The following is a 20,008-nucleotide window of genomic DNA, read 5'->3' as shown; positions in this document are numbered from 1 at the left end:
CTTAAATAAATAGAGAAATGCCCTCGTCAAAGGCACTGAGCTTTGGGCGATAGCTTCTCTACGAGACGCTGCGCGAACGCTGCTGTCTAAGGCAAATCGCCAATGCTCAAAGCGTCTGGTTTGTCTATTTTGTCCAAAATAACAGTATTGTTACTTTTTGCTCACGCAAAAGTTCTACAGAGGTATAAGTTAGTTTTGACTAACAGTCGCCCACCTTTTGTATACAGACACTCCTCAAATACACACGGTGGTGAAACTAAAGTAACTAATTTATCAAAGTTATATAAATTTATATTACTTATATCTGAGTGAATACTTTACTTATACGTCAATAAATTTTACAAAATGTTTCGCTTTTTATATCGTTTTGTGTCAGATGGGCGACAAAATCCCCATTAAGCAAGCATTTTCTGATAAAAATCTCATATTGCCGAACAAACAAAGTCATCATTAGGCAAATTTTGCCTGACATAACTTTACAAAACGAGAACACGCATCAAAGGAGCCAAGGAAGCATGTTCACTCACGTCAAGTCCACCATTAGACATATTGTGCCTGATAACCTACGGGGGCGTCATTTAATTAAGGTGGTCTATGTCGTGTTAGAGTCCCAATACCAGAGTGCATTGTCACAAGCGGTTCGGGAAATTAACCAAAATCATCCCAATTTGGCGATTGAAATTAGTGGTTACTTGATTGAAGAACTCCGAGACCAAGAGAACTACCAGGAGTTCCAAAAAGATATGGCAAGTGCCAATATCTTTATTGCCTCGCTGATTTTTATAGAAGACTTAGCACAGAAGTTAGTCGCAGCAGTAGCACCATATCGCGATCGCCTGGACGTTGCGGTTGTGTTCCCCTCAATGCCCGAAGTTATGCGCCTAAATAAAATGGGCAGTTTCTCCTTAGCACAATTGGGGCAATCGAAAAGTGCGATCGCACAATTCATGCGGAAGCGCAAGGAAAAATCTGGCGCTGGCTTCCAAGATGGAATGCTCAAGCTGCTGCGGACACTGCCGCAAGTCCTGAAGTATCTGCCAATGGACAAAGCACAGGACGCCCGAAATTTCATGCTCAGCTTTCAGTATTGGCTGGGGGGTTCTGCAGACAACTTGGAAAACTTCTTGCTGATGCTAGCTGATAAGTACGTCTTGAAAAATAATGTAGAGACGAGAACTTTTACGTCAGTACAATACAAAGCACCAGTTGTCTATCCCGATATGGGAATTTGGCATCCTCTAGCGCCGACAATGTTTGAAGATGTCAAGGAATACCTCAACTGGTACAACAGTCGTAAAGATATTCTCAATGATTTAAAAGATCCCTTAGCACCTTGTGTTGGATTGGTGTTACAGCGGACACACCTTGTGACTGGTGATGATGCCCATTATGTGGCAATGGTGCAGGAACTCGAAGCTATGGGCGCACGGGTTGTTCCTGTGTTTGCTGGAGGTTTGGACTTTTCCAAACCTGTGGATGCGTACTTGTACGAACCAACAACAAAAACCTCATTAGTGGATGCTGTCGTCTCCTTGACAGGTTTTGCCCTAGTAGGTGGACCAGCACGCCAAGACCATCCTAAGGCAATTGATTCCCTGAAGCGGCTGAACCGTCCTTACATGGTAGTGTTGCCTCTGGTCTTCCAAACAACGGAAGAATGGCAGGATAGCGATTTGGGATTACACCCAATTCAGGTGGCGTTGCAAATTGCCATTCCTGAATTAGATGGCGCAATTGAACCGATAATTTTATCAGGACGGGATGGGACAACAGGGAAGGCGATCGCCCTGCAAGATCGCATCGAAATAGTTGCACAACGCGCCCTCAAATGGGCTAACCTGCGCCGCAAGCCAAAGTTAAACAAGAAAGTTGCCATCACCGTTTTCAGTTTCCCACCAGATAAAGGCAACGTGGGAAGCGCCGCATACTTGGATGTGTTCGGCTCAATTTACGAGGTGATGAAAGCACTTCAGAACAACGGGTATGATGTGCAAGACTTGCCTGAGTCCGCCAAGGAGTTGATGGAAGAAGTCATCCACGACGCGCAGGCGCAGTACAACAGCCCCGAACTCAACATTGCTTATCGGATGTCGGTTCCTGAGTATGAAGCATTCACACCCTACTCACAACGCCTTGAGGAAAACTGGGGACCACCTCCCGGACAACTCAACAGCGATGGACAAAACCTGCTCATTTATGGTAAGCAATTCGGTAACGTCTTCATTGGTGTTCAGCCCACCTTTGGTTACGAAGGTGACCCCATGCGGTTGTTGTTCTCGCGTTCTGCAAGTCCACACCACGGTTTTGCGGCGTATTATACCTACTTGGAGCAAATTTGGCAAGCTGACGCTGTGCTGCACTTCGGGACTCACGGTTCCTTGGAATTTATGCCAGGAAAACAGATGGGGATGTCTGGAGAATGTTATCCAGATAATTTGATTGGCACAATTCCTAATCTTTACTACTACGCCGCAAATAACCCCAGTGAAGCGACAATTGCCAAGCGTCGCAGCTACGCAGAGACAATTTCCTACCTGACTCCCCCAGCAGAAAATGCTGGATTGTACAAAGGTTTGAAAGAACTCAGCGAGTTGATTGCTTCTTACCAAACCTTGAAAGATACTGGACGCGGTATTCCCATTGTGAACACCATCATGGATAAATGCCGGATGGTGAACTTGGATAAGGACATCGCCTTGAGCGAGCAAGATGCCAAAGATATGACCGCCGAAGAACGCGATAATATTGTTGGCTCGGTTTATCGCAAGTTGATGGAAATTGAATCGCGATTGTTGCCATGTGGATTACACGTTGTTGGTAAACCACCATCGGCGGAAGAGGCGATCGCTACTCTGGTCAACATTGCCAACTTAGACCGTTCAGAGGAAGAGATTCAAAGTCTACCCCGGATTATCGCAAGCAGTATTGGGCGTAACATCGACGAAGTATACCAAAACAGCGACAAAGGCATTTTAGATGATGTCCAGCTGCTGCAAGACATCACAATGACAACCCGCGCTGCAGTTTCCGCCCTTGTGAAAGAGCAAATCGACGCAGAAGGACGAGTTTCCCTCGTTTCCAAGCTCAACTTCTTCAACATGGGCAAAAAAGAACCTTGGGTAGAAGCACTGCACAAAGCAGGTTATACCAAGGTGGATGCGACAGCACTCAAACCACTGTTTGAGTATTTGGAATTCTGCTTACAGCAAATCTGCGCTGATAATGAACTGGGCGCATTACTCAAAGGCTTAGAAGGCGAGTACATCCTTCCAGGTCCTGGTGGTGATCCGATTCGTAACCCAGATGTTTTGCCCACAGGTAAAAATATTCACGCCCTCGATCCCCAATCGATTCCTACAACTGCTGCTGTACAGTCGGCGAAAATCGTTGTAGACCGATTGCTGGCGCGTAACAAAGCAGAAAACGGCGGCAAGTATCCCGAAACCATCGCTTGTGTGCTATGGGGAACTGATAACATCAAAACCTACGGGGAATCACTGGCACAAATTATGTGGATGGTGGGAGTACGACCGGTTCCCGATGCTTTGGGACGGGTTAATAAGTTAGAATTAATACCTCTACAAGAGTTGGGACGTCCGCGTATTGATGTGGTTGTCAACTGTTCTGGTGTCTTCCGCGATTTATTCATCAACCAAATGAATTTGCTAGATCAAGCGGTGAAAATGGCGGCGGAAGCAGATGAACCACCATCAATGAACTACGTCCGCAGACATGCTCTCGACCAAGCAGAGGAAATGGGGATCAACCTGCGCCAAGCAGCAACTCGCGTGTTTTCCAATGCTTCTGGTTCCTACTCGTCCAATATCAACTTGGCGGTAGAAAACAGCACTTGGGACAGCGAAGCCGAGTTGCAGGAAATGTACCTCAACCGCAAATCCTTTGCCTTCAGTGCCGATAACCCCGGTACGATGGCAGAATCCCGAAAGATTTTTGAAACAACCTTGAAAACTGCTGAGGTCACTTTCCAAAATCTCGACTCATCCGAGATTAGCTTGACGGATGTTTCCCATTACTTTGATTCTGATCCCACAAAGGTTGTCGCTACCTTGCGGGGTGATGGTAAAACACCAGCATCTTACATCGCCGACACCACCACAGCTAATGCTCAAGTTCGTACCTTATCAGAAACCGTGCGTTTGGATACTCGTACCAAATTGTTAAATCCCAAGTGGTACGAAGGAATGCTGTCTCACGGTTACGAAGGTGTGCGCGAACTCTCCAAACGCTTGGTAAATACAATGGGTTGGAGTGCAACCGCAGGTGCTGTGGATAACTGGGTTTATGAGGACACCAATGAAACCTTCATCAAAGATGAAGCAATGCGGAACCGTTTGTTGAACCTCAACCCTCATTCTTTCCGCAAAGTTGTTTCCACTTTATTGGAAGTCAATGGGCGCGGTTACTGGGAGACAAGCGAGAGTAATTTGGAATTGCTACGCGAATTGTATCAGGAGGTTGAAGATCGGATTGAAGGAATTGAGTAGGTTATAACCGTGTAAAGACGCGAAATGTAGAGACGTTGCCCTTCGGGTTCGCCAGTCGCCTGCGGAGGGTTTCCCTCCCGCAGCGCTGGACTCACATGCAACGTCTCTACACGTTGTCTGTTATGTAGAGATATTCTGTGGAACGTTTCTATATGATTTTTCACGCAACGTCTTTACACAATTTTTTGAAACCAACTGAATGACCTTATTCAAAAATAAATATCGTGTTGAATCTATTCGTTTGCCGAATCGGGACTATGCCGCAAATGGATACTATTTTGTGACCATATGCACCAATGAACGCCAATGGTTTTTTGGTGATGTAATAAATGGTCAGATGCATTTATCAACGATTGGGCAAATAGCAGAAAAATTTTGGGTAGAAATTCCTAAACATTGTCAAGATACCTATATAGACACGTATGTAATAATGCCCAATCACATGCATGGAATTGTTGTTATTGAACGTTCTGAATGTAGAACTTTCGGATGCAATGTCTCTACAAATTTCAATCAATCTGATATCTCCAAAGCAGCGTCGGAAATTTCTCCCAAAGCTGGTACTTTAAGTGTAATTTTACGTTCTTACAAATCTGCTGTTACCAAATGGTGCAGAATGAACGGTTATCCTGAGTTTGCTTGGCAACAGCGATTTTATGAACACATAATTCGCGCTGATGGTTCTCTAGACCAGATTCGAGAGTACATACTTTATAACTCTGTTAAATGGGAACATGACAAGAATAATCCAGCAAATTTGTGGATGTGATGCATTGCATTCCACGTTGTAGAGACGTTGCATGCAACGTCTCTACAATAGAATCGGTAAAATATAGATACCCCAATCTTAAATCCCCCTATGAATGCCCTAATAGTTAATCTCAATCCTGTGATTGAACTGACAGATGAGCAATTTTTCCAGCTATGTCAGGCAAACCGCGATTTGAGGTTTGAACGCACTGCTACAGGAGAATTAATTATTATGCCACCCACAGGGGGAGAAACAGGAAACCGTAATGCTGGACTAACTGGTCAAATTTGGTTATGGAATGAACAAAAAAAACTAGGTATAGTTTTCGATTCTTCAACAGGGTTTAAACTTTTTAACGGCGCGGATCGTTCCCCTGATGCTGCTTGGGTGAAACTGGAACGCTGGAATGCACTGACTCAAGAACAACAAACAAGATTTCTACCACTTTGTCCTGATTTTGTAGTTGAATTACTTTCGCCGAGTGATAGTTTGAAAGTGACTCGGGAGAAGATGAAAGAATACCAAGAGAATGGTACTCGTTTGGGTTGGTTAATTAATCGTAAATCTCGGCAAGTAGAGATTTATCGAATTGGGCAAGAGGTTGAAGTGTTGGAATCTCCTGTTAGTTTGTCAGGCGAGGATGTGCTACCTGGATTTGTGTTAAATCTTGAGGCTATTTGGTAAATTGGGGCGTTTGTAAAGCAAATGGAAACAGGTGTTTCTGCTCAACAACTAGAATTATTTCAATTATAGCTGTCGCCAAAGACAATCAACCTTTTTAAAAACCAGCAGCAAATTCCTTTGCAAAATCTTCCAACTTTACTTTGCCCATAGCAATTGGCTTATGCAGTTCGTAATCCTGCCGCAATGCGCCGCTGTGAATGCTGGCACCCAATTCAACAGATTTAGCGGCAATATGTGCCGGCATTCCTTTCTTTTCCAAAGCATCTTGCATTTGCTCATCAGTAAAAGTTACCCATTTTAAATCCGGCTTACCAATAGCGATGCCTAAGATATCAGCGGTTTCGTTGGCAGTATGCTCGTCGCTCGCCACATAGCGCACTTTCTTGTCGGTAGCAGGTGTTTCTATCTCTTCTACAGCGGCGGCGGCAATATCTCTTGGGGCAACCATTACGATCTTGTCGTCACCACCATAGTTTGCACCGATAAAGCCCTGACCTTTTATCATGTCAACAAAGCTGTAAAGATTGTAGTAGATGTAACCAGCGCGCAGATGCGTAATGGCTACGTCTGACAGCTCATTCAGAATGCCTTCTACATCATGAGAACCGACGATGAATCCGGTGCCCTTATCTAAATGTGCGCCCCAACTGCTGAGATGAACCACACGCTTTACGCCCGACCGTTGAATGGCTTGTGCATAGCTGCTGCCGATTCTCCGGTAATGCTCTCTCGGATCGGGTGCGGTAAAGTTTGGCGGCACCATAGCATAGACGGCATCGGCTCCGGTAAAGGTAGACACCAGAAAATCAACGTCTTCCAATGAGCCGATGGCGGCGATCGCGCCATTGGCTTCAATGTCTTTTTGCTTTTCCGGCTTGCTGCTGATAACCGTAACTGTATGACCTTTTTGTACTAACTCGGTTGCCAGGGGCTTGCCGATGTTTCCTAACGAACCTGTTACTATAACTTTCATAAATATTTCGTTTCACGTGATTTGATTGGGTGGAAGTCAGAAGGTAACCCTCAAGCGGCATAACGTTGCCTATGACCTGCCACACCTGGCTTTTGCCCCAAAGAGACCGGGGAAGATCGCGCTCAGGTTTTTGCTCACCATTACCGATCGCCTCCACATGTGGTCTAAACGTCCAGTTGATTCGTTCGCCAACTGGACGAGCGGTTTTTGGAACCGTGTGAACCCAGTCTTCTTGACAGCCAGGAAGCATGATCAACAAAGACCCGCTCTCTAGATGGTATTCAACAGTTTCACCGCTGTCCTTGTGCCGCAGCTTAAATTTGCGAGTGCTACCTAAGCTTAAAGAGGCGATGGCTGCGCCAAAGCCTTCGGCTAACGCAGGTCTTTTACCGATCTGAGGGAAATTATCAGAGTGCCAGCCAATTGAGTCTTTGCCTGTTCGGTAGCGATTACCGACTACAAAATTGAACTGATATCCGCTCAATGCTTGAATGCGATCGCGGGCTTCTAGCAAGAAGTCGGGCCAGGGAGCGGCTTCAATCTTGGTGCCACGATATTCGTAGTGCAGGTCGTCGCCAAACAGGGACTCATCACGCGGTACGGGAATTGATTTTCCATATATATTGATTTCGCTCCGAGTCCATTCGAGTTCCTTGGACTTTTGAAACCAATCGAAGTCATCTACCGAATTGAGAAAATTCGGGTAAAACAGAACGGGCGGCTTTATTTTGGTTAGCAAACTACTCATGCTGCATCTCCCTTTATTGTTATCAATAGTCATGGTTGATCCTTAACAGGGATGATTGAATTTGGATTTCGGCATCACTTCACTACGGCTTGCTAAAGTCGATTTCGAGTCCGTAAATGTGTCGTCCGACTTCCAGGCATTCCGAAATCTCATTGCGTGTCCGCTCCTGCATACGCGCCTCGCACTTTTTCACGGCCTCCGTGACCTCGGCGGCCGGATTGGCCACTAAGCCGTCGGCCAGTTCGAGCGAGTCGAGCAGTGCAAGGTTCACCCCCTTGCCGGTGAACGGCGGCATGGCGTGCGACGAGTCGCCGACCATGGCAAGACCCGGCCGCGTCTCCCACCGGTGGTCCGGCGGCATCACGGACAGAGGCCAGCGATGGAAATTGCCGTCGACTTGTGTCAGCATCGTCAACAGCTCGGGCGACCAATCGTGATAAGCGGCAGTGATAGCGTTGAGGACGGCCTTGCTGTCGTCGAGCGCGAAGCCTTGCGCCGCAGGCCAGTCCTGGGCAACCACCATCGAGTAATAGAGAAGGATCAAGTCGCGGGAGCAGCGTTGCACGAAAATGGTCTGGTGATGCTCGGCGAACATCACCGAACCCTCGCCCAGAAGGTTCGACAGTTCGGAGCCGCGCCAAAGCTCCTTGCGGATCACGCCCGCAAGCATCGTCATGCCGGTGTAGCGCGGGCGGACCCGCGTCAGGCAGGGCCTGACGCGGGAGCCGACGCCATCGGCACCGACGACGAGATCGGCGGTGACGGGTGCTTGATCTTTAAACTCTATGCGCCACCGACCGTCCACCTCGGGCAAGACATCGTTGACGGCGTGGCCCCAGGCAATTGTGTCGGGAGCGAGCGAACCAAGCAGCATCTGACGGAGATCACCGCGGTCGATCTCCGGCCCGGCCTCCTCGTGGGTTCCGGCTTCGTCCGCAGGGTGCGGCTTGCCTCGCGAATCCAGCATCTTGAAAGCCTTGGCGTCACTACGCGAGAGGCGACGGAATTCCTCCATCAGCCCAGCCTGTTCGATCGCCCGTTGGCCGGCGTTCTTGCGCAGATCGAGGCTGCCGCCTTGCGACCGCGAGGTCGGCGAGGCGTCACGCTCGAAGACCTTCACGGAGAAGCCCTGTGTCTGTAATAGCCGCGCCAACATCGTACCAGCTGGACCAGCTCCGACGATGGCGACCTTACCTCCGTCCCGTAGCTCTTCGCAAGATTTCATGATAGTCCCTCATAGTTCCTTTGGATTTGGTTGCGCACATAGACGGGTGCTAGGTAATCAGTGCGAGTCCTGATTCTGACAACATCTTTTCCATTCCCTTTCGCCTTTAATTTTTGCGTCGAATGTGATAAAGTGCATCATTATGAATGCTAGCGTATTGACAATATGTTGTCAATCATCGTTTTGCATCTTCTGCGTAATGGCTTCCAGAAGTGCCACGGCACGAGTGATTTGTTCCGCGTCAAAGTCTTCGGCGATCGCATTTGTCCACTGCCATTCGCGCTCCAACGCATCGTGATACGTTGCCCTGCCAGCTTCCGTAAGAAGCAAGTGCATCGCTCGGGCATCGCCGGGATTTTCGGCAAACTCAACCAGACCGTCGCTTGCCATGTCGTCAGCGAGTCGTTGTACGGCTTGCCGTGTTAAGCCCATATGCCGCGCCAATTCGCTTACCGTGACGCGCTTTTCAAGTGCAAATAACTCACTCAGCATTTGCCACCGAGCATTGGTTATTCCCGTACCCCGCATTAGGCGTGTTCCTGATTTTTGCACCGTTGCGTTCATACGAAGTACGGCGCGAATCAGATCGGTTAAAGCGTTCGACGCGGGCGTTTTTTTCTTATGGTAAAAAGGCACGTTCTTGTTTCCCAAAATTCGGGCATCTATCGTATTATCGGTAAATTGACAAAGAAGCTATTAAAATTTATCAAAATAATTTTATGAAATCTTCCAACTCAGACCAAACCTATTTAGAAGATATTACCAAGCTCAATTCCGAAATATCCGACTTGGCAGTTTGGTTGCAAAACCAGCAGTAAGAACTATTTACACATAATAGGCAAGTACAGAATAAAATTGAGAAGCGATCAGCAATGCTTCGGCTCCCTGCTGGAGCATCGCCTTTACAAGAGTATGAATATCAAGGGTGCGTTCGCCTACATTAACCTCATCACCAGGAGTGCGATAAGCCGAAGGCGATACGCGTAGCGTATCGCCAAGTGTTGATAATATCCCTATTACAGAGAAGGATTACGATTGGGAATAGAACTATACCAGCGGTTCAGTTCTGTGATCGAAAACTTTCTCACTCCTCAAACAGGCGATCGCCCTTATGCAACCGATGTGCAATTTGATATGTTTGGACTTGCGATCGCATTGTCGGCGCGTGTGCTGCTATATACCTTGTTACAGCAACCAAGACGTGAATACCAGCAGGAGTTACACCCAAGACAGAATACTGACGGAAAGCGGCTTCTACTTCTTGAGTAACATGAAAATCCCGATTTTCTCGTAGCATTAATTTACCCAGCATTGCCAGTAGTTTTTGTGGATTGCCACCACCGTAAAGATACTGGGCTACTAACTGACCTGCTTCATTCACCTGCTGTTGACGATTCAACAACTCTGGCAATTGTTCAAGCAATTTCTCTGGATTTTCAACTGGTTGTTTTGCTTCTGGAAGTCGGGCCGGTGGCACATTCAAAAAGCGGTTGAGGTACACACTTATAGCAGCATCAAACACACCCCGAAGTAACTCTAACGACGGCACCCGTTGCAATCCTTGATGAACTGCATTGGCAAAGGTGAAGGGATGGTGTGCTGTGTCCCAGTCTCCAAAATCGTTATTGGTATTGAATCGGGCAACCCGCAGGGCGGCTGTGTAAGTAACGACACCTGCTAATTGCTCTTGAGTGCAACCTTGTTTGAGTGCAGTCAATAGCGCGTCGGTTATAGCTTGGGCATCTTCACCTAATAGAATAGGAACCAATTCTTCTCGACCAGACCAAGTTCCCCATTGAGGGCGTCCTTCTTCCAAGGCTGCGGGTAACTCCTCAAACGCAGACTCTAAAATTTCGACTAAATCCACAGGGTAGCGCCAGGAATTTGACTCTTCCATGCGGGAGGCATTTGCCAAACCAGAAATCAAACTTGCTAAAACTTTCTCAGCACCCTGCCAATCGATCGCATCAAGTGCTTCTAACGCCTTGTTAATAAAGTCGAGTGTATGACCGACATCAATATAGCGGTGGTCTGTAGCAGCAGCAAATAACATATCTGCTATTTGTTTGTTATCAGCACCCATCCGAATTGCAGATATTAGACAACGTTCTGCCGCTTCACTATCCCGACGTTCGATAAACTGACGGAACCAACTTTTGAGAGTCTCGATGTCAGCTGTGGAATTGGGCAATGGATGAACTACAAAGTGAGGTGGCGCACCTGCACTGTCACGGGCTACAGCTGAAAGTCCTTGATAAAGGGCAAGAGGTCGGTCTTCTGCATCCAGATAGGGCAGCAAGTTCATCATGCAGGTGTGGATGGTTAAGCCTGCGCCCCAACCTTGTTTGTTGTAACGGGTGCCAAACTCTAATCCTGCTTGGAAGGATTCGCTAGCATCTACCCCCATGTCTAGTAAGGCAATCACAGATTTGGCAATCACCAGAGAAATGCCTTGTTCTAACCCATCCTCAAGCCGTTGGCGGTGGTGGACATAAGAGTCAACTTGAGGACTCAAATTCACCCACACTTCGCCATCCCGAATTTCTACAGCAAAGGCACGAACATCATCCGCCCAAGAATCGAATGTTCCCCCACTCGCAAGATCAAAGCGGGCATAGTGCCAAGGGCAAGTGACAATGCCATCTTTACAAGTACTCCCGTGGAGGGGAAAACCCATGTGAGGACAACGGTTATCTATGGCATAGACTTTGTTGTCTGAGTAGAACAGGGCAATGGTGTGCTTTTCCAGATTAACGATCAAACTCCCTGCTGCTTGAACATCTGCAAGTTTGGCAGCACGAACGTATCGGTTTTTACTTGTTGTGGGTTTTAAAGTTTGAGTCATATGCACCTTTAGTGAAAAGTAGGGGATCAGAAGCACCGGTGATATCCTCTACTTTCTACTCTGGCGAATTTTTTAGAGTTTGAGCAGAAATTGATTCTAAATTTTGTTAAGTTGGTCAATGCCCGTTTTGTCCGGCTTTCCCTGGTGCTGTTCCAGAACCAATATGGGCGTTAATTTTTTTATCTGTGTTGTTTGCAGGGATTTTGCCTTAAGGCGATCGCCTCAAGGGGGCGATCGCCTTGAAATACACATTTACTGTAGGGTAAGTATAGGCAATACCCACCCTACTTCATTCACAGGCTATATGCCTGCCAATCAAGAGCTACAACGCTACTTAGCACTTAAATAAGCTTCCAATGCTTCAGAACCACCAATGAGTTTGCCATCAACAAACACTTGGGGAACAGTGGATGCACCTGTGACAGCTTGTAAAGTGCGAGGTGTGACATCTTTACCCAAAACAATTTCTTCGTAACCAATGCCACGGTCTGTCAACATAGATTTGGCACGGGCGCAGTAGGGACAACCAACTCTTGTAAACAGAGAAACCAGTTCAGGTTTCCCGGCTTTAGGGTTGATATATTGCAGCATTGTCTCTGCATCAGATACCTTAAAGGGATCGCCTGGTTCTTCAGGCTCAACAAACATCTTTTCAACGACCCCATCTTTGACCAACATAGAATAGCGCCAAGAGCGTTTGCCAAACCCTAGGTCTGATTTATCCACAAGCATTCCCATGCCTTCTGTGAATTGACCATTGCCATCAGGTATAAAAGTTATATTTTCTGCTTGTTGGTCTTTTGCCCATTCATTCATCACAAAAGCATCATTCACGGAGACGCAGACGATATCATCCACGCCATTTTCTTTAAAAACTTTTGCTAGATAGTTGTACCCAGGAACATGAGTTGATGAGCAAGTAGGAGTAAATGCTCCCGGTAGGGAAAAGACTGCCACAGTTTTACCTGCGAATAGCTGATCGGTAGTCATATCCACCCAATCACTGTCCTTGCGGGTGCGAAAGGTAATACTGGGAACTTTTTGCCCTTCTCGATTAGCCAACATAAGCTTAGCTCCTTAGTGAATCTACTTCTAAATCATACTCATAATGAATTCGACTTTCAAGGGCAAATTTTATGAATATGATATTTGGTAGAGAAATTATTTGATCTAGGTCAGCCCTCAGGTACTGTGGCTGCTTTTTTCTTCCAGTTGATAATGATACAGCAAAGCCGCAACTGCGCCACCACCTAAAGGACCAATCCAATATAGCCAGAAATCCTGGAGTCTACCTGTTATTAAAGCAGGACCAAGATAACGCGCTGGATTCATTGCCGCACCAGTAATTGCACCACCAGCCAGGATATCTAAAGCTACTGTCAAACCAATAAACAAGCCTCCCATTTTGGGTGCGCGTTTATCAATGGCTGTACCAAAGATAACGAATACGAGAAAGAAAGTCATGATAAATTCCATGACTAAACCCATCAAAGGAGTAATATTTTTACCGAGAGATGGCGTACCCATTCCCACAGCTTGGAGTGCTTCTAGGGGAATAGCTAGCTTGACTATACTAGCGGCGAAGATTCCGCCCAAACATTGGGATATTATGTACCCTACAGCATTTTTGCCATCAATTTTGCGAGTTAATAAAGCTCCAAAAGTCACGGCGGGGTTAAGGTGACCACCACTGATAGCAGCTGTCGCACTGACCATAACAGCAATTGTAAAACCGTGGGCAAGGGCAATTGCTACTAAATCGACAGGTGAGAGAGTTCCAATTTTTGTAATGTGATTTGTAGCGATAGAACTAATGCCAACGAAAATTAGGGCAAAAGTCCCTATAAATTCTGCAATTAAAGCCTTTGGATTCATAGCCCTTGGTGATCTCCACAATTTCCAAATCAACTAGACTTTAAACTAAACAGCGATCGCAAAAAGTTAAGCAGGCTATGAGTTAGTTGTATAAAGATAAAAGAAAGAGTATCTGTGTGAGACAGATATCTCGTAGCACGAACTTTAGTTTGTCTAAAAGCTGATATAGCAGGGAACGCTTAACGCTTAACGCTTAACAGGCTTGAAAGTATTGTGGGATTCGTATTTTCTCATTAGTTTATGTCCTAATCTACGCTTCGACTGCTATAAACCATATTCTATAAAAAATTATAAATAAAAAAGAAGGCAACAAAGATATCACCTTCTTCTTTTTATTCATTTCGTCAGTGAGAAAAACCCTTTAACCAACGACAAAATTTACTAACTTTCCTGGCACCACAATCACCTTTTTAATTTCCTTACCTTCGATGAAACGCTGGGCAATTTCTGACTCACGGGCATACTTTTCCAACTCTGCTTTATCTGCTTGTGCTGGAACTTGAAGATCTGCACGCTTTTTGCCGTTAACTTGAATCACCAAAGTGATTTCATCAGCAACTAAGGCAGATTCATCATACTTGATCCAAGCTTGTTTGTGGACTGATTCGTTATTACCCAATTGCTGCCACAATTCTTCAGCAATGTGAGGTGCAAAAGGTGCCAGTAACACTATCAATGTCTGAATACCTTCTGCATAAACTGGTGAATCTTTGCAGCTAGCGTCAGCCAAAGCGTTACTCAACTTCATCAATTCTGATACCGCCGTATTGAATTGATATTCACCTTCCATATCTTCCGTAGCTTCTTTGATAGCAATGTGAATTGCCCGCCGCAAGTCTTTTTCCGTTTTACTCAATTGAGTTTGCTTATGATTAGCGGCTTTGGGTTGGGGGGTAAAATCAGTTACCAATCGCCAAACCCTGTTCAAGAAGCGGAATTGTCCTTCCACATCAGCTTCATCCCATTCCAAGTCTTTTTCTGGGGGCGCTTTGAACAAGATGAACATCCGGGCAGTGTCCACACCATATTTGCTGATAACTTCTTCTGGTGCGACACCGTTGCCCTTAGACTTAGACATGGTGGCGTAAAGGCGTTGCAATAATTCACCTGTTTGCGGATCGCGAGGGTCATCCGGATTGCTGACAAGATAGGAAGGAATCCATTTATCTTTTCCAGACTTGTTAGGATTTAAATAAGTTAAACCCTGCACCATGCCTTGAGTCAATAAGCGTTGGAAGGGTTCATCAAAATTCAACAAACCTCTGTCTCGCAATACTTTTGTAAAGAACCGCGAATACAACAAGTGCAAAATCGCGTGTTCAATACCACCTACATATTGATCCACTGGCATCCAGTCATTTGTCTTCGCTGAATCAAAAACCTGTTGCTCATTTTTAGCATCGGTAAAGCGCAAGAAGTACCACGAGGAATCAATAAAGGTGTCCATCGTGTCAGTTTCCCGCTTTGCCGGAGTACCACAAGTTGGGCAAGGCACATTCACCCAATCTTCTAATTTAGCCAAGGGTGAGGGTCCGCGTCCAGAAAATTCAACATTTTCTGGCAACTGCACTGGCAAATCTTCTTCTGGAACTGGTACTGTGCCACAGCTCGGACAGTGAATCACTGGAATGGGTGCGCCCCAGTATCTTTGCCGTGAAATCAACCAATCGCGCAAGCGATACTGTACCCGTGCTTTGCCAAAACTTTGTTGTTCAGCGTATTCCACGATCGCACTCTTAGCATCTGTGGAAGCCATGCCATCGAATTGACCGGAATTAACCACAATTCCTGGTTCTGTGTATGCCGCTTGTGGAGTAGAATCCTTATCTGCTTCTGCCTGTGGTACAATCACCACTTTAATAGGCAGATTCTGTTCCTTGGCAAACTTAAAATCTCGTGCATCGTGTGCGGGAACGCCCATCACTGCGCCCGTACCGTACTCGTACAGCACGTAATCAGCAATCCAGATAGGAATTTCTTCCCCAGTAAACGGGTTTATTGCTTTACCCCCAGTGGGAATTCCACGCTTGGGTTTATCTTCAGCGGTGCGTTCCAACTCGCTTTGATTGGAAACCTCTTGAATAAAAGCTTCTACTTCTGCTTCTCGTTCTTGTGTCGCGACGCGCTTTGTCAAAGGATGTTCTGGCGCTAACACAACGTAGCTAACGCCAAAAACTGTATCTGGACGTGTGGTATACACGCCGATTTTTTCTTCCATCCCAACAATGGGAAATTCCAAGTACGCCCCTGTGGATTTACCAATCCAGTTTGCCTGCATCAACTTGACGCGTTCAGGCCAACCTGGTAATTTGTTGAGGTCATTCAACAATTCTTCAGCGTAGTCAGTAATCTTCAAAAACCACTGCCGCAAGAGTTTGCGTTCAACTTTGGCACCACTACGCCAGGAACGTCCTTCGCTATCAACTTGCTCATTTGCGACGACAGTTTGGTCAATTGGGTCCCAGTTTACAGCAGCTTCTTTTTGGTAAGCCAACCCCGCTTTTAAAAATTGCAAGAAAATCCATTGCGTCCACTTATAATAATCAGGCGAACACGTGGCAAGTTCGCAATCCCAATCAATTGACAAACCAAGACGCTTTAATTGTTGCTGCATCTGAGCCATATTTTCATACGTCCACTTTGCAGGCGGTATTCCTCGATCAATCGCGGCGTTTTCTGCTGGTAAGCCAAAAGCATCCCAACCCATAGGATGTAGTACCCGATAACCTTGCATCCGTTTGAGGCGAGCAATTACATCAGTAATCGTATAATTACGGACGTGACCCATGTGCAGGCTGCCCGAAGGATAAGGGAACATGGACAACGCGTAGTATTTTGGCTTATTGCTATCTGTAATAGTTTTATCTAAGCCTTGTTCAGTCCATGTTTTTTGCCATTTTTCCTCAATTGCTGCTGGGTTATATCGGGACTCCACAACGAGAACTCCTAACTGAATTTAATAGTCGCTTCTGTTTCGCTATTGTGGCATACTCTAGAGTTACCGTGATGGCTGCAATGCGACTCTTGAACTTGTTTTATATGTTTTTATTGTTCTGTCGAATTTCTTGATCCAAGTTGCCAGTTAAATCAGACTGCGTCCAAAAACAAAATCTCTTGACCCTGCCATTATCTTTGATGATAGCAATGCCTGTGCTTTGGCTTGCGGGTTAATGCTTTGTATTGGACACAGTAACTAGTAACCTATAATACAATCAAGCAAGTGCAGCAACCAGGAGGGTGTTTTGAACAAAGCCAGCAAAGTAGAACCCATTCTCAACGCATGGTTAAAGTTCATTGCTTTGGAGGATTATAGTCAAGCCAAAATTTCAGCAGATAAAGTAAAGCAGCGAGATGTAAACCTGAAAGGCAATCGTGTATTCATTGAGCAAGATACCTTTTCAGAGTTGCAAAAAGAAGTTAATAAAGGGCAATCAAGTCAAGAGACACTCTGGGCATTATCCTTTCCTCAAATTCGTACGCAAGAAGAAGAAAAATCTTATTTTCGTCCTCTATTTACCTTGGACATAACATCCATTCTTCAAGGAGCATATCAAGCAGAAGGATGGAATATTGATGAACTGAAACTGACGGAAGCCGGAGAAAATTTAGCCACCTTTATCAAATTAGATGACGAAGAACGCGAACAATTGAACATTCAAAATGGGTTGAGGCACTTACTGAATAATATCTTCGGATTAGATTTTGAAGAAACTTATGAAAACTGGATTAAATCAGTCAGTATACCTCGCTCATCTGAAAATCAAGAGATTAAACCACAGCCGTACTTGTTTGAGTTTCAGGGAAGTCAGTTTTATTGGAATCTCAGATCTGACTTAAAGGATATCCTCAAAAATTATAAGGATAATCAAAGATATTGGTTTAGACAAAAGCATCCAGCCTATGAATATCTATTTGGCAAACCAGAGCTTCCAAAATACAAAATAACGTACATGGGTGCTTTCCCAACAAATTCGCCTGCCGACTCGCAATTGAAAGCACTGAAACACGCTCAAACAGAAACCATAACTGCTGTCCAAGGACCTCCAGGCTCAGGAAAAACGACTCTCATCCTTCATGTGATTGCTCAACAAGCTGTAAAGCGGGCAATACATTTAATTGAAACTGGTGAGGATATCAATAACTTGACGGTTGTTAGCAGTACAGTCAATAAAGCTGTTACGAATGTCATTGAAAAACTGGATGACTATCTAAAAGATAAACCTCTCAACGAGAAATTTTTATATCTAAAAGGAGGAAGTAAAGCTAATATTGATTCTCCTGGAGGCGCTAAAGAACAGTTACAAAGTGCAATTCTTGATTATTTAGAAAAGAATAATTTTGATGAAAATATTTACAATGATTTAGCAGAAGAAATAAAAAGAATCAAATCCGATTTAACATTTCACGAGAATAATTATTTAAACCTGTGCCGCCAACGTGCCTCAGATGAAGCGCAACAACCTCAACTTCAGGCAAAAATACAAAAACTAGAATTAGAACTGGAAAGCGCCAACGCCGCTATCATTCAGTCTGAGAGAAGGGCAAGACAATTAGAACTTTATGCACAATTTCCAATAGATATTTATCAAAAAATTAAGATTATTTTTGATAATGCTATATTACAGCTACCCAGAGTAAATTTACCCTGGTGGAGAAAGCTGTGGCTTTGGGTGACTCGCACAACAGAGACACATATTGTGACAAGAACGGCTTCGAGATGCCAAGAATATATTCTACAAACCCGTGATACTCCTTTTCCTGTTGAAAACCCTACCAGTCGTAGTATCTTGGTTCAACAAGCGGGGTTCATTGAAGGAAGACTTGATAAAGCCAGAGAGTTACAAGGTGTACAAGTCCAATTAAAGGAAAATTCAGATAATATAATCCGTTTTGGTAACGAGCGTGATGAAACACTTAGAAATTTGACTGCTTTAGAAGGCAGGTTGGAAACTCAACCAAAAGATTTTTATAGTTCCTTCCATGAAGACTATCATGAAGAACACAAAAAATTATTTGAATTATCGCGGCAATTTCTTAATCAACACGCACTGCGAAACAAGAAAGATGTCAAGCAGGCTTTGACTTCATATTCAAACTTTTTCTCTGGAAATAATCAAACTCCTAACACTTTTGCCAAAAATTCAGATGACTACCTGAGAGTTTTGAGTTTGATATTTCCTGTCATTACTTGTACTTTACAATCTGTGCGAAATATGCTGCCATCGGTGAAGGAATGCATTGATCGCACGATTGTAGACGAAGCGGGAATGATTCCACTACATCAGACGTTTCCATTGCTAGTGCGATCGCGCAACGCCATTATTGTTGGTGATCCATTACAAATTGAGCCTATCATCTCACTAGCAAGCCAAAGACGCGAGCAATACTGCAAAACAGCTTTTCTTGATTGTGGATTATCCGAAACTGATTACCATTGTTACAGCCCGGAGCAGATAGAATGCGCGACTACCTATCATCGAGCTGCGGGAGCAAGTGGAGAAGAAGGTGATACAGGTGAAGGTATTCGCCTGATTGAACATTATCGCTGTCAGCCTAGCATTATTCAATATTGCGATCGCATCGTTGGGTACGGATTAGAGGTAAAAACAAAACCAACCTCTTCACCATTAGAAACAAATTTAATTGCTTACCACGTTGAGGGAAACATCAAAGGTAAAGTTAATCAGCAAGAGCTTACTGCGGTACATGAATTAATCAAACATCTGGTTAACCAGGGTTACTCACCAGAAGACATTGGTGTGATTTCACCTTTTCGCGTTCATGCTGATGCATTGAAGAATAGTTTACTCAAACAATTTCCTGCTATGCGGAAAGATGATAAAGATTCTAATATTGGCACAATTCACAACTTTCAAGGTTCTCAAAAGAAAGTAATTATTTTATCCACAAAGGTTTGCCAACCGCTGGATAACTATAACTGGATTAACAAACGACCGAATCTTCTCAATGTTGCTGTATCTAGAGCAGAAGAACTTTTTATTTTAGTTGGGAACCTTTATCGGTTAGAGAAAGCAGGAGGTTATACCCGTCGGCTTGTTGAACATATTCGAGAGCATGGAGTTATTTTAGAGTACAAGACTGAGGCAGAAATTCCTGAGCAGCAGGCAGGAAGTCAGCCAGTTTATGATTGTAACCATTTAAAACTTTTTCAAGATGCTATTGAGCAAGCTGAACAGGAACTGACGATTGTTACACCTTGGATTCGGGGAAATGAACCAAAACGGTTTGTGAATGAAATTGTTTCTTGTGATTTGAAACAAAAAATGAGATTTTAACTCATGATATGCTTCAAAAATGAGTGTCTCAGTTTATCCTTCACTTTTAAAATTCGAGTTTTTTACTAATAATGATTATCGTGTAGGGAATGAAAAGAGGGATACG

At 44.8% G+C, this 20,008-nt stretch carries 12 protein-coding genes; 4 read left to right on the top strand and 8 right to left on the bottom strand.

Going from position 1 to position 20,008, the window contains the following annotated elements; genetic code table 11:
- Nucleotides 1–515: 515 nt before the first annotated feature.
- From AC5JM2_RS11655 to AC5JM2_RS11645, 3 genes are all read left to right on the top strand, one after another.
- Complete coding sequence (locus AC5JM2_RS11655) at nt 516–4,505, top strand: magnesium chelatase subunit H (protein ID WP_495835039.1); 3,990 nt, start codon at nt 516–518, stop codon at nt 4,503–4,505.
- Between the two features lie 199 nt (nt 4,506–4,704).
- Entirely contained in the window at nt 4,705–5,274 is a 570-nt protein-coding gene (locus tag AC5JM2_RS11650) for a transposase (RefSeq protein ID WP_495835038.1), read from the top strand.
- 90 nt (nt 5,275–5,364) lie between these two features.
- Nucleotides 5,365–5,940 carry a Uma2 family endonuclease gene (locus AC5JM2_RS11645; protein WP_495835037.1) on the top strand — a complete coding sequence of 192 codons (576 nt, stop codon included), beginning with the start codon at nt 5,365–5,367 and terminating at the stop codon, nt 5,938–5,940.
- Nucleotides 5,941–6,034: 94 nt separating this feature from the next.
- Here AC5JM2_RS11645 and AC5JM2_RS11640 read toward each other — a convergent pair whose 3' ends face one another.
- The 8 genes from AC5JM2_RS11640 to leuS all read right to left on the bottom strand — a co-directional run bounded on the left by AC5JM2_RS11640 (nt 6,035) and on the right by leuS (nt 16,541).
- The gene (locus AC5JM2_RS11640; RefSeq protein WP_495835050.1) at nt 6,035–6,904 is read right to left on the bottom strand and encodes an NmrA family NAD(P)-binding protein; all 870 of its coding nucleotides are present in this window, start codon (nt 6,902–6,904) and stop codon (nt 6,035–6,037) included.
- A complete protein-coding gene (locus tag AC5JM2_RS11635; RefSeq protein ID WP_495835036.1) occupies nt 6,792–7,661 on the bottom strand; it encodes an alpha-ketoglutarate-dependent dioxygenase AlkB family protein in 870 nt (289 codons plus the stop codon). The genes AC5JM2_RS11640 and AC5JM2_RS11635 overlap by 113 nt, the downstream gene beginning before the upstream one ends.
- Before the next feature lie 82 nt (nt 7,662–7,743).
- Nucleotides 7,744–8,886 carry an FAD-dependent oxidoreductase gene (locus tag AC5JM2_RS11630; RefSeq protein ID WP_495835035.1) on the bottom strand — a complete coding sequence of 381 codons (1,143 nt, stop codon included), beginning with the start codon at nt 8,884–8,886 and terminating at the stop codon, nt 7,744–7,746.
- Between the two features lie 171 nt (nt 8,887–9,057).
- A complete protein-coding gene (locus AC5JM2_RS11625; RefSeq protein WP_495835034.1) occupies nt 9,058–9,450 on the bottom strand; it encodes a MarR family winged helix-turn-helix transcriptional regulator in 393 nt (130 codons plus the stop codon).
- 520 nt (nt 9,451–9,970) lie between these two features.
- Nucleotides 9,971–11,731 (bottom strand): Rieske (2Fe-2S) protein, encoded by a 1,761-nt coding sequence (locus AC5JM2_RS11620; protein ID WP_495835033.1) that lies wholly within the window; start codon nt 11,729–11,731, stop codon nt 9,971–9,973.
- Between the two features lie 330 nt (nt 11,732–12,061).
- Nucleotides 12,062–12,796: a glutathione peroxidase gene (locus AC5JM2_RS11615; RefSeq protein WP_495835032.1), complete on the bottom strand. Its 735-nt coding sequence runs from the start codon at nt 12,794–12,796 to the stop codon at nt 12,062–12,064.
- Nucleotides 12,797–12,913: 117 nt separating this feature from the next.
- Entirely contained in the window at nt 12,914–13,606 is a 693-nt protein-coding gene (locus AC5JM2_RS11610) for an MIP family channel protein (protein ID WP_495835031.1), read from the bottom strand.
- A 361-nt stretch (nt 13,607–13,967) separates the two neighbouring features.
- Nucleotides 13,968–16,541 (bottom strand): leucine--tRNA ligase, encoded by a 2,574-nt coding sequence (gene leuS / locus AC5JM2_RS11605; RefSeq protein WP_495835030.1) that lies wholly within the window; start codon nt 16,539–16,541, stop codon nt 13,968–13,970.
- Nucleotides 16,542–16,848: 307 nt separating this feature from the next.
- On the opposite strand from leuS, the gene AC5JM2_RS11600 reads away from it, so the two are divergent.
- Nucleotides 16,849–19,902 carry a DEAD/DEAH box helicase gene (locus AC5JM2_RS11600; RefSeq protein WP_495835029.1) on the top strand — a complete coding sequence of 1,018 codons (3,054 nt, stop codon included), beginning with the start codon at nt 16,849–16,851 and terminating at the stop codon, nt 19,900–19,902.
- Nucleotides 19,903–20,008: the final 106 nt, after the last annotated feature.

This window comes from Brasilonema angustatum (assembly GCF_059505445.1).
This window is presented reverse-complemented; position numbering and strand designations above follow the sequence as displayed.

Coding starts and splice junctions, on each gene's coding strand:
- AC5JM2_RS11655 (WP_495835039.1), top strand. CDS start 516: ATGTTCACTCACGTCAAGTCCACCATTAGACATATTGTGCCTGATAAC.
- AC5JM2_RS11650 (WP_495835038.1), top strand. CDS start 4,705: ATGACCTTATTCAAAAATAAATATCGTGTTGAATCTATTCGTTTGCCG.
- AC5JM2_RS11645 (WP_495835037.1), top strand. CDS start 5,365: ATGAATGCCCTAATAGTTAATCTCAATCCTGTGATTGAACTGACAGAT.
- AC5JM2_RS11635 (WP_495835036.1), bottom strand. CDS start 7,661: ATGAGTAGTTTGCTAACCAAAATAAAGCCGCCCGTTCTGTTTTACCCG.
- AC5JM2_RS11630 (WP_495835035.1), bottom strand. CDS start 8,886: ATGAAATCTTGCGAAGAGCTACGGGACGGAGGTAAGGTCGCCATCGTC.
- AC5JM2_RS11625 (WP_495835034.1), bottom strand. CDS start 9,450: ATGAACGCAACGGTGCAAAAATCAGGAACACGCCTAATGCGGGGTACG.
- AC5JM2_RS11620 (WP_495835033.1), bottom strand. CDS start 11,731: ATGACTCAAACTTTAAAACCCACAACAAGTAAAAACCGATACGTTCGT.
- AC5JM2_RS11615 (WP_495835032.1), bottom strand. CDS start 12,796: ATGTTGGCTAATCGAGAAGGGCAAAAAGTTCCCAGTATTACCTTTCGC.
- AC5JM2_RS11610 (WP_495835031.1), bottom strand. CDS start 13,606: ATGAATCCAAAGGCTTTAATTGCAGAATTTATAGGGACTTTTGCCCTA.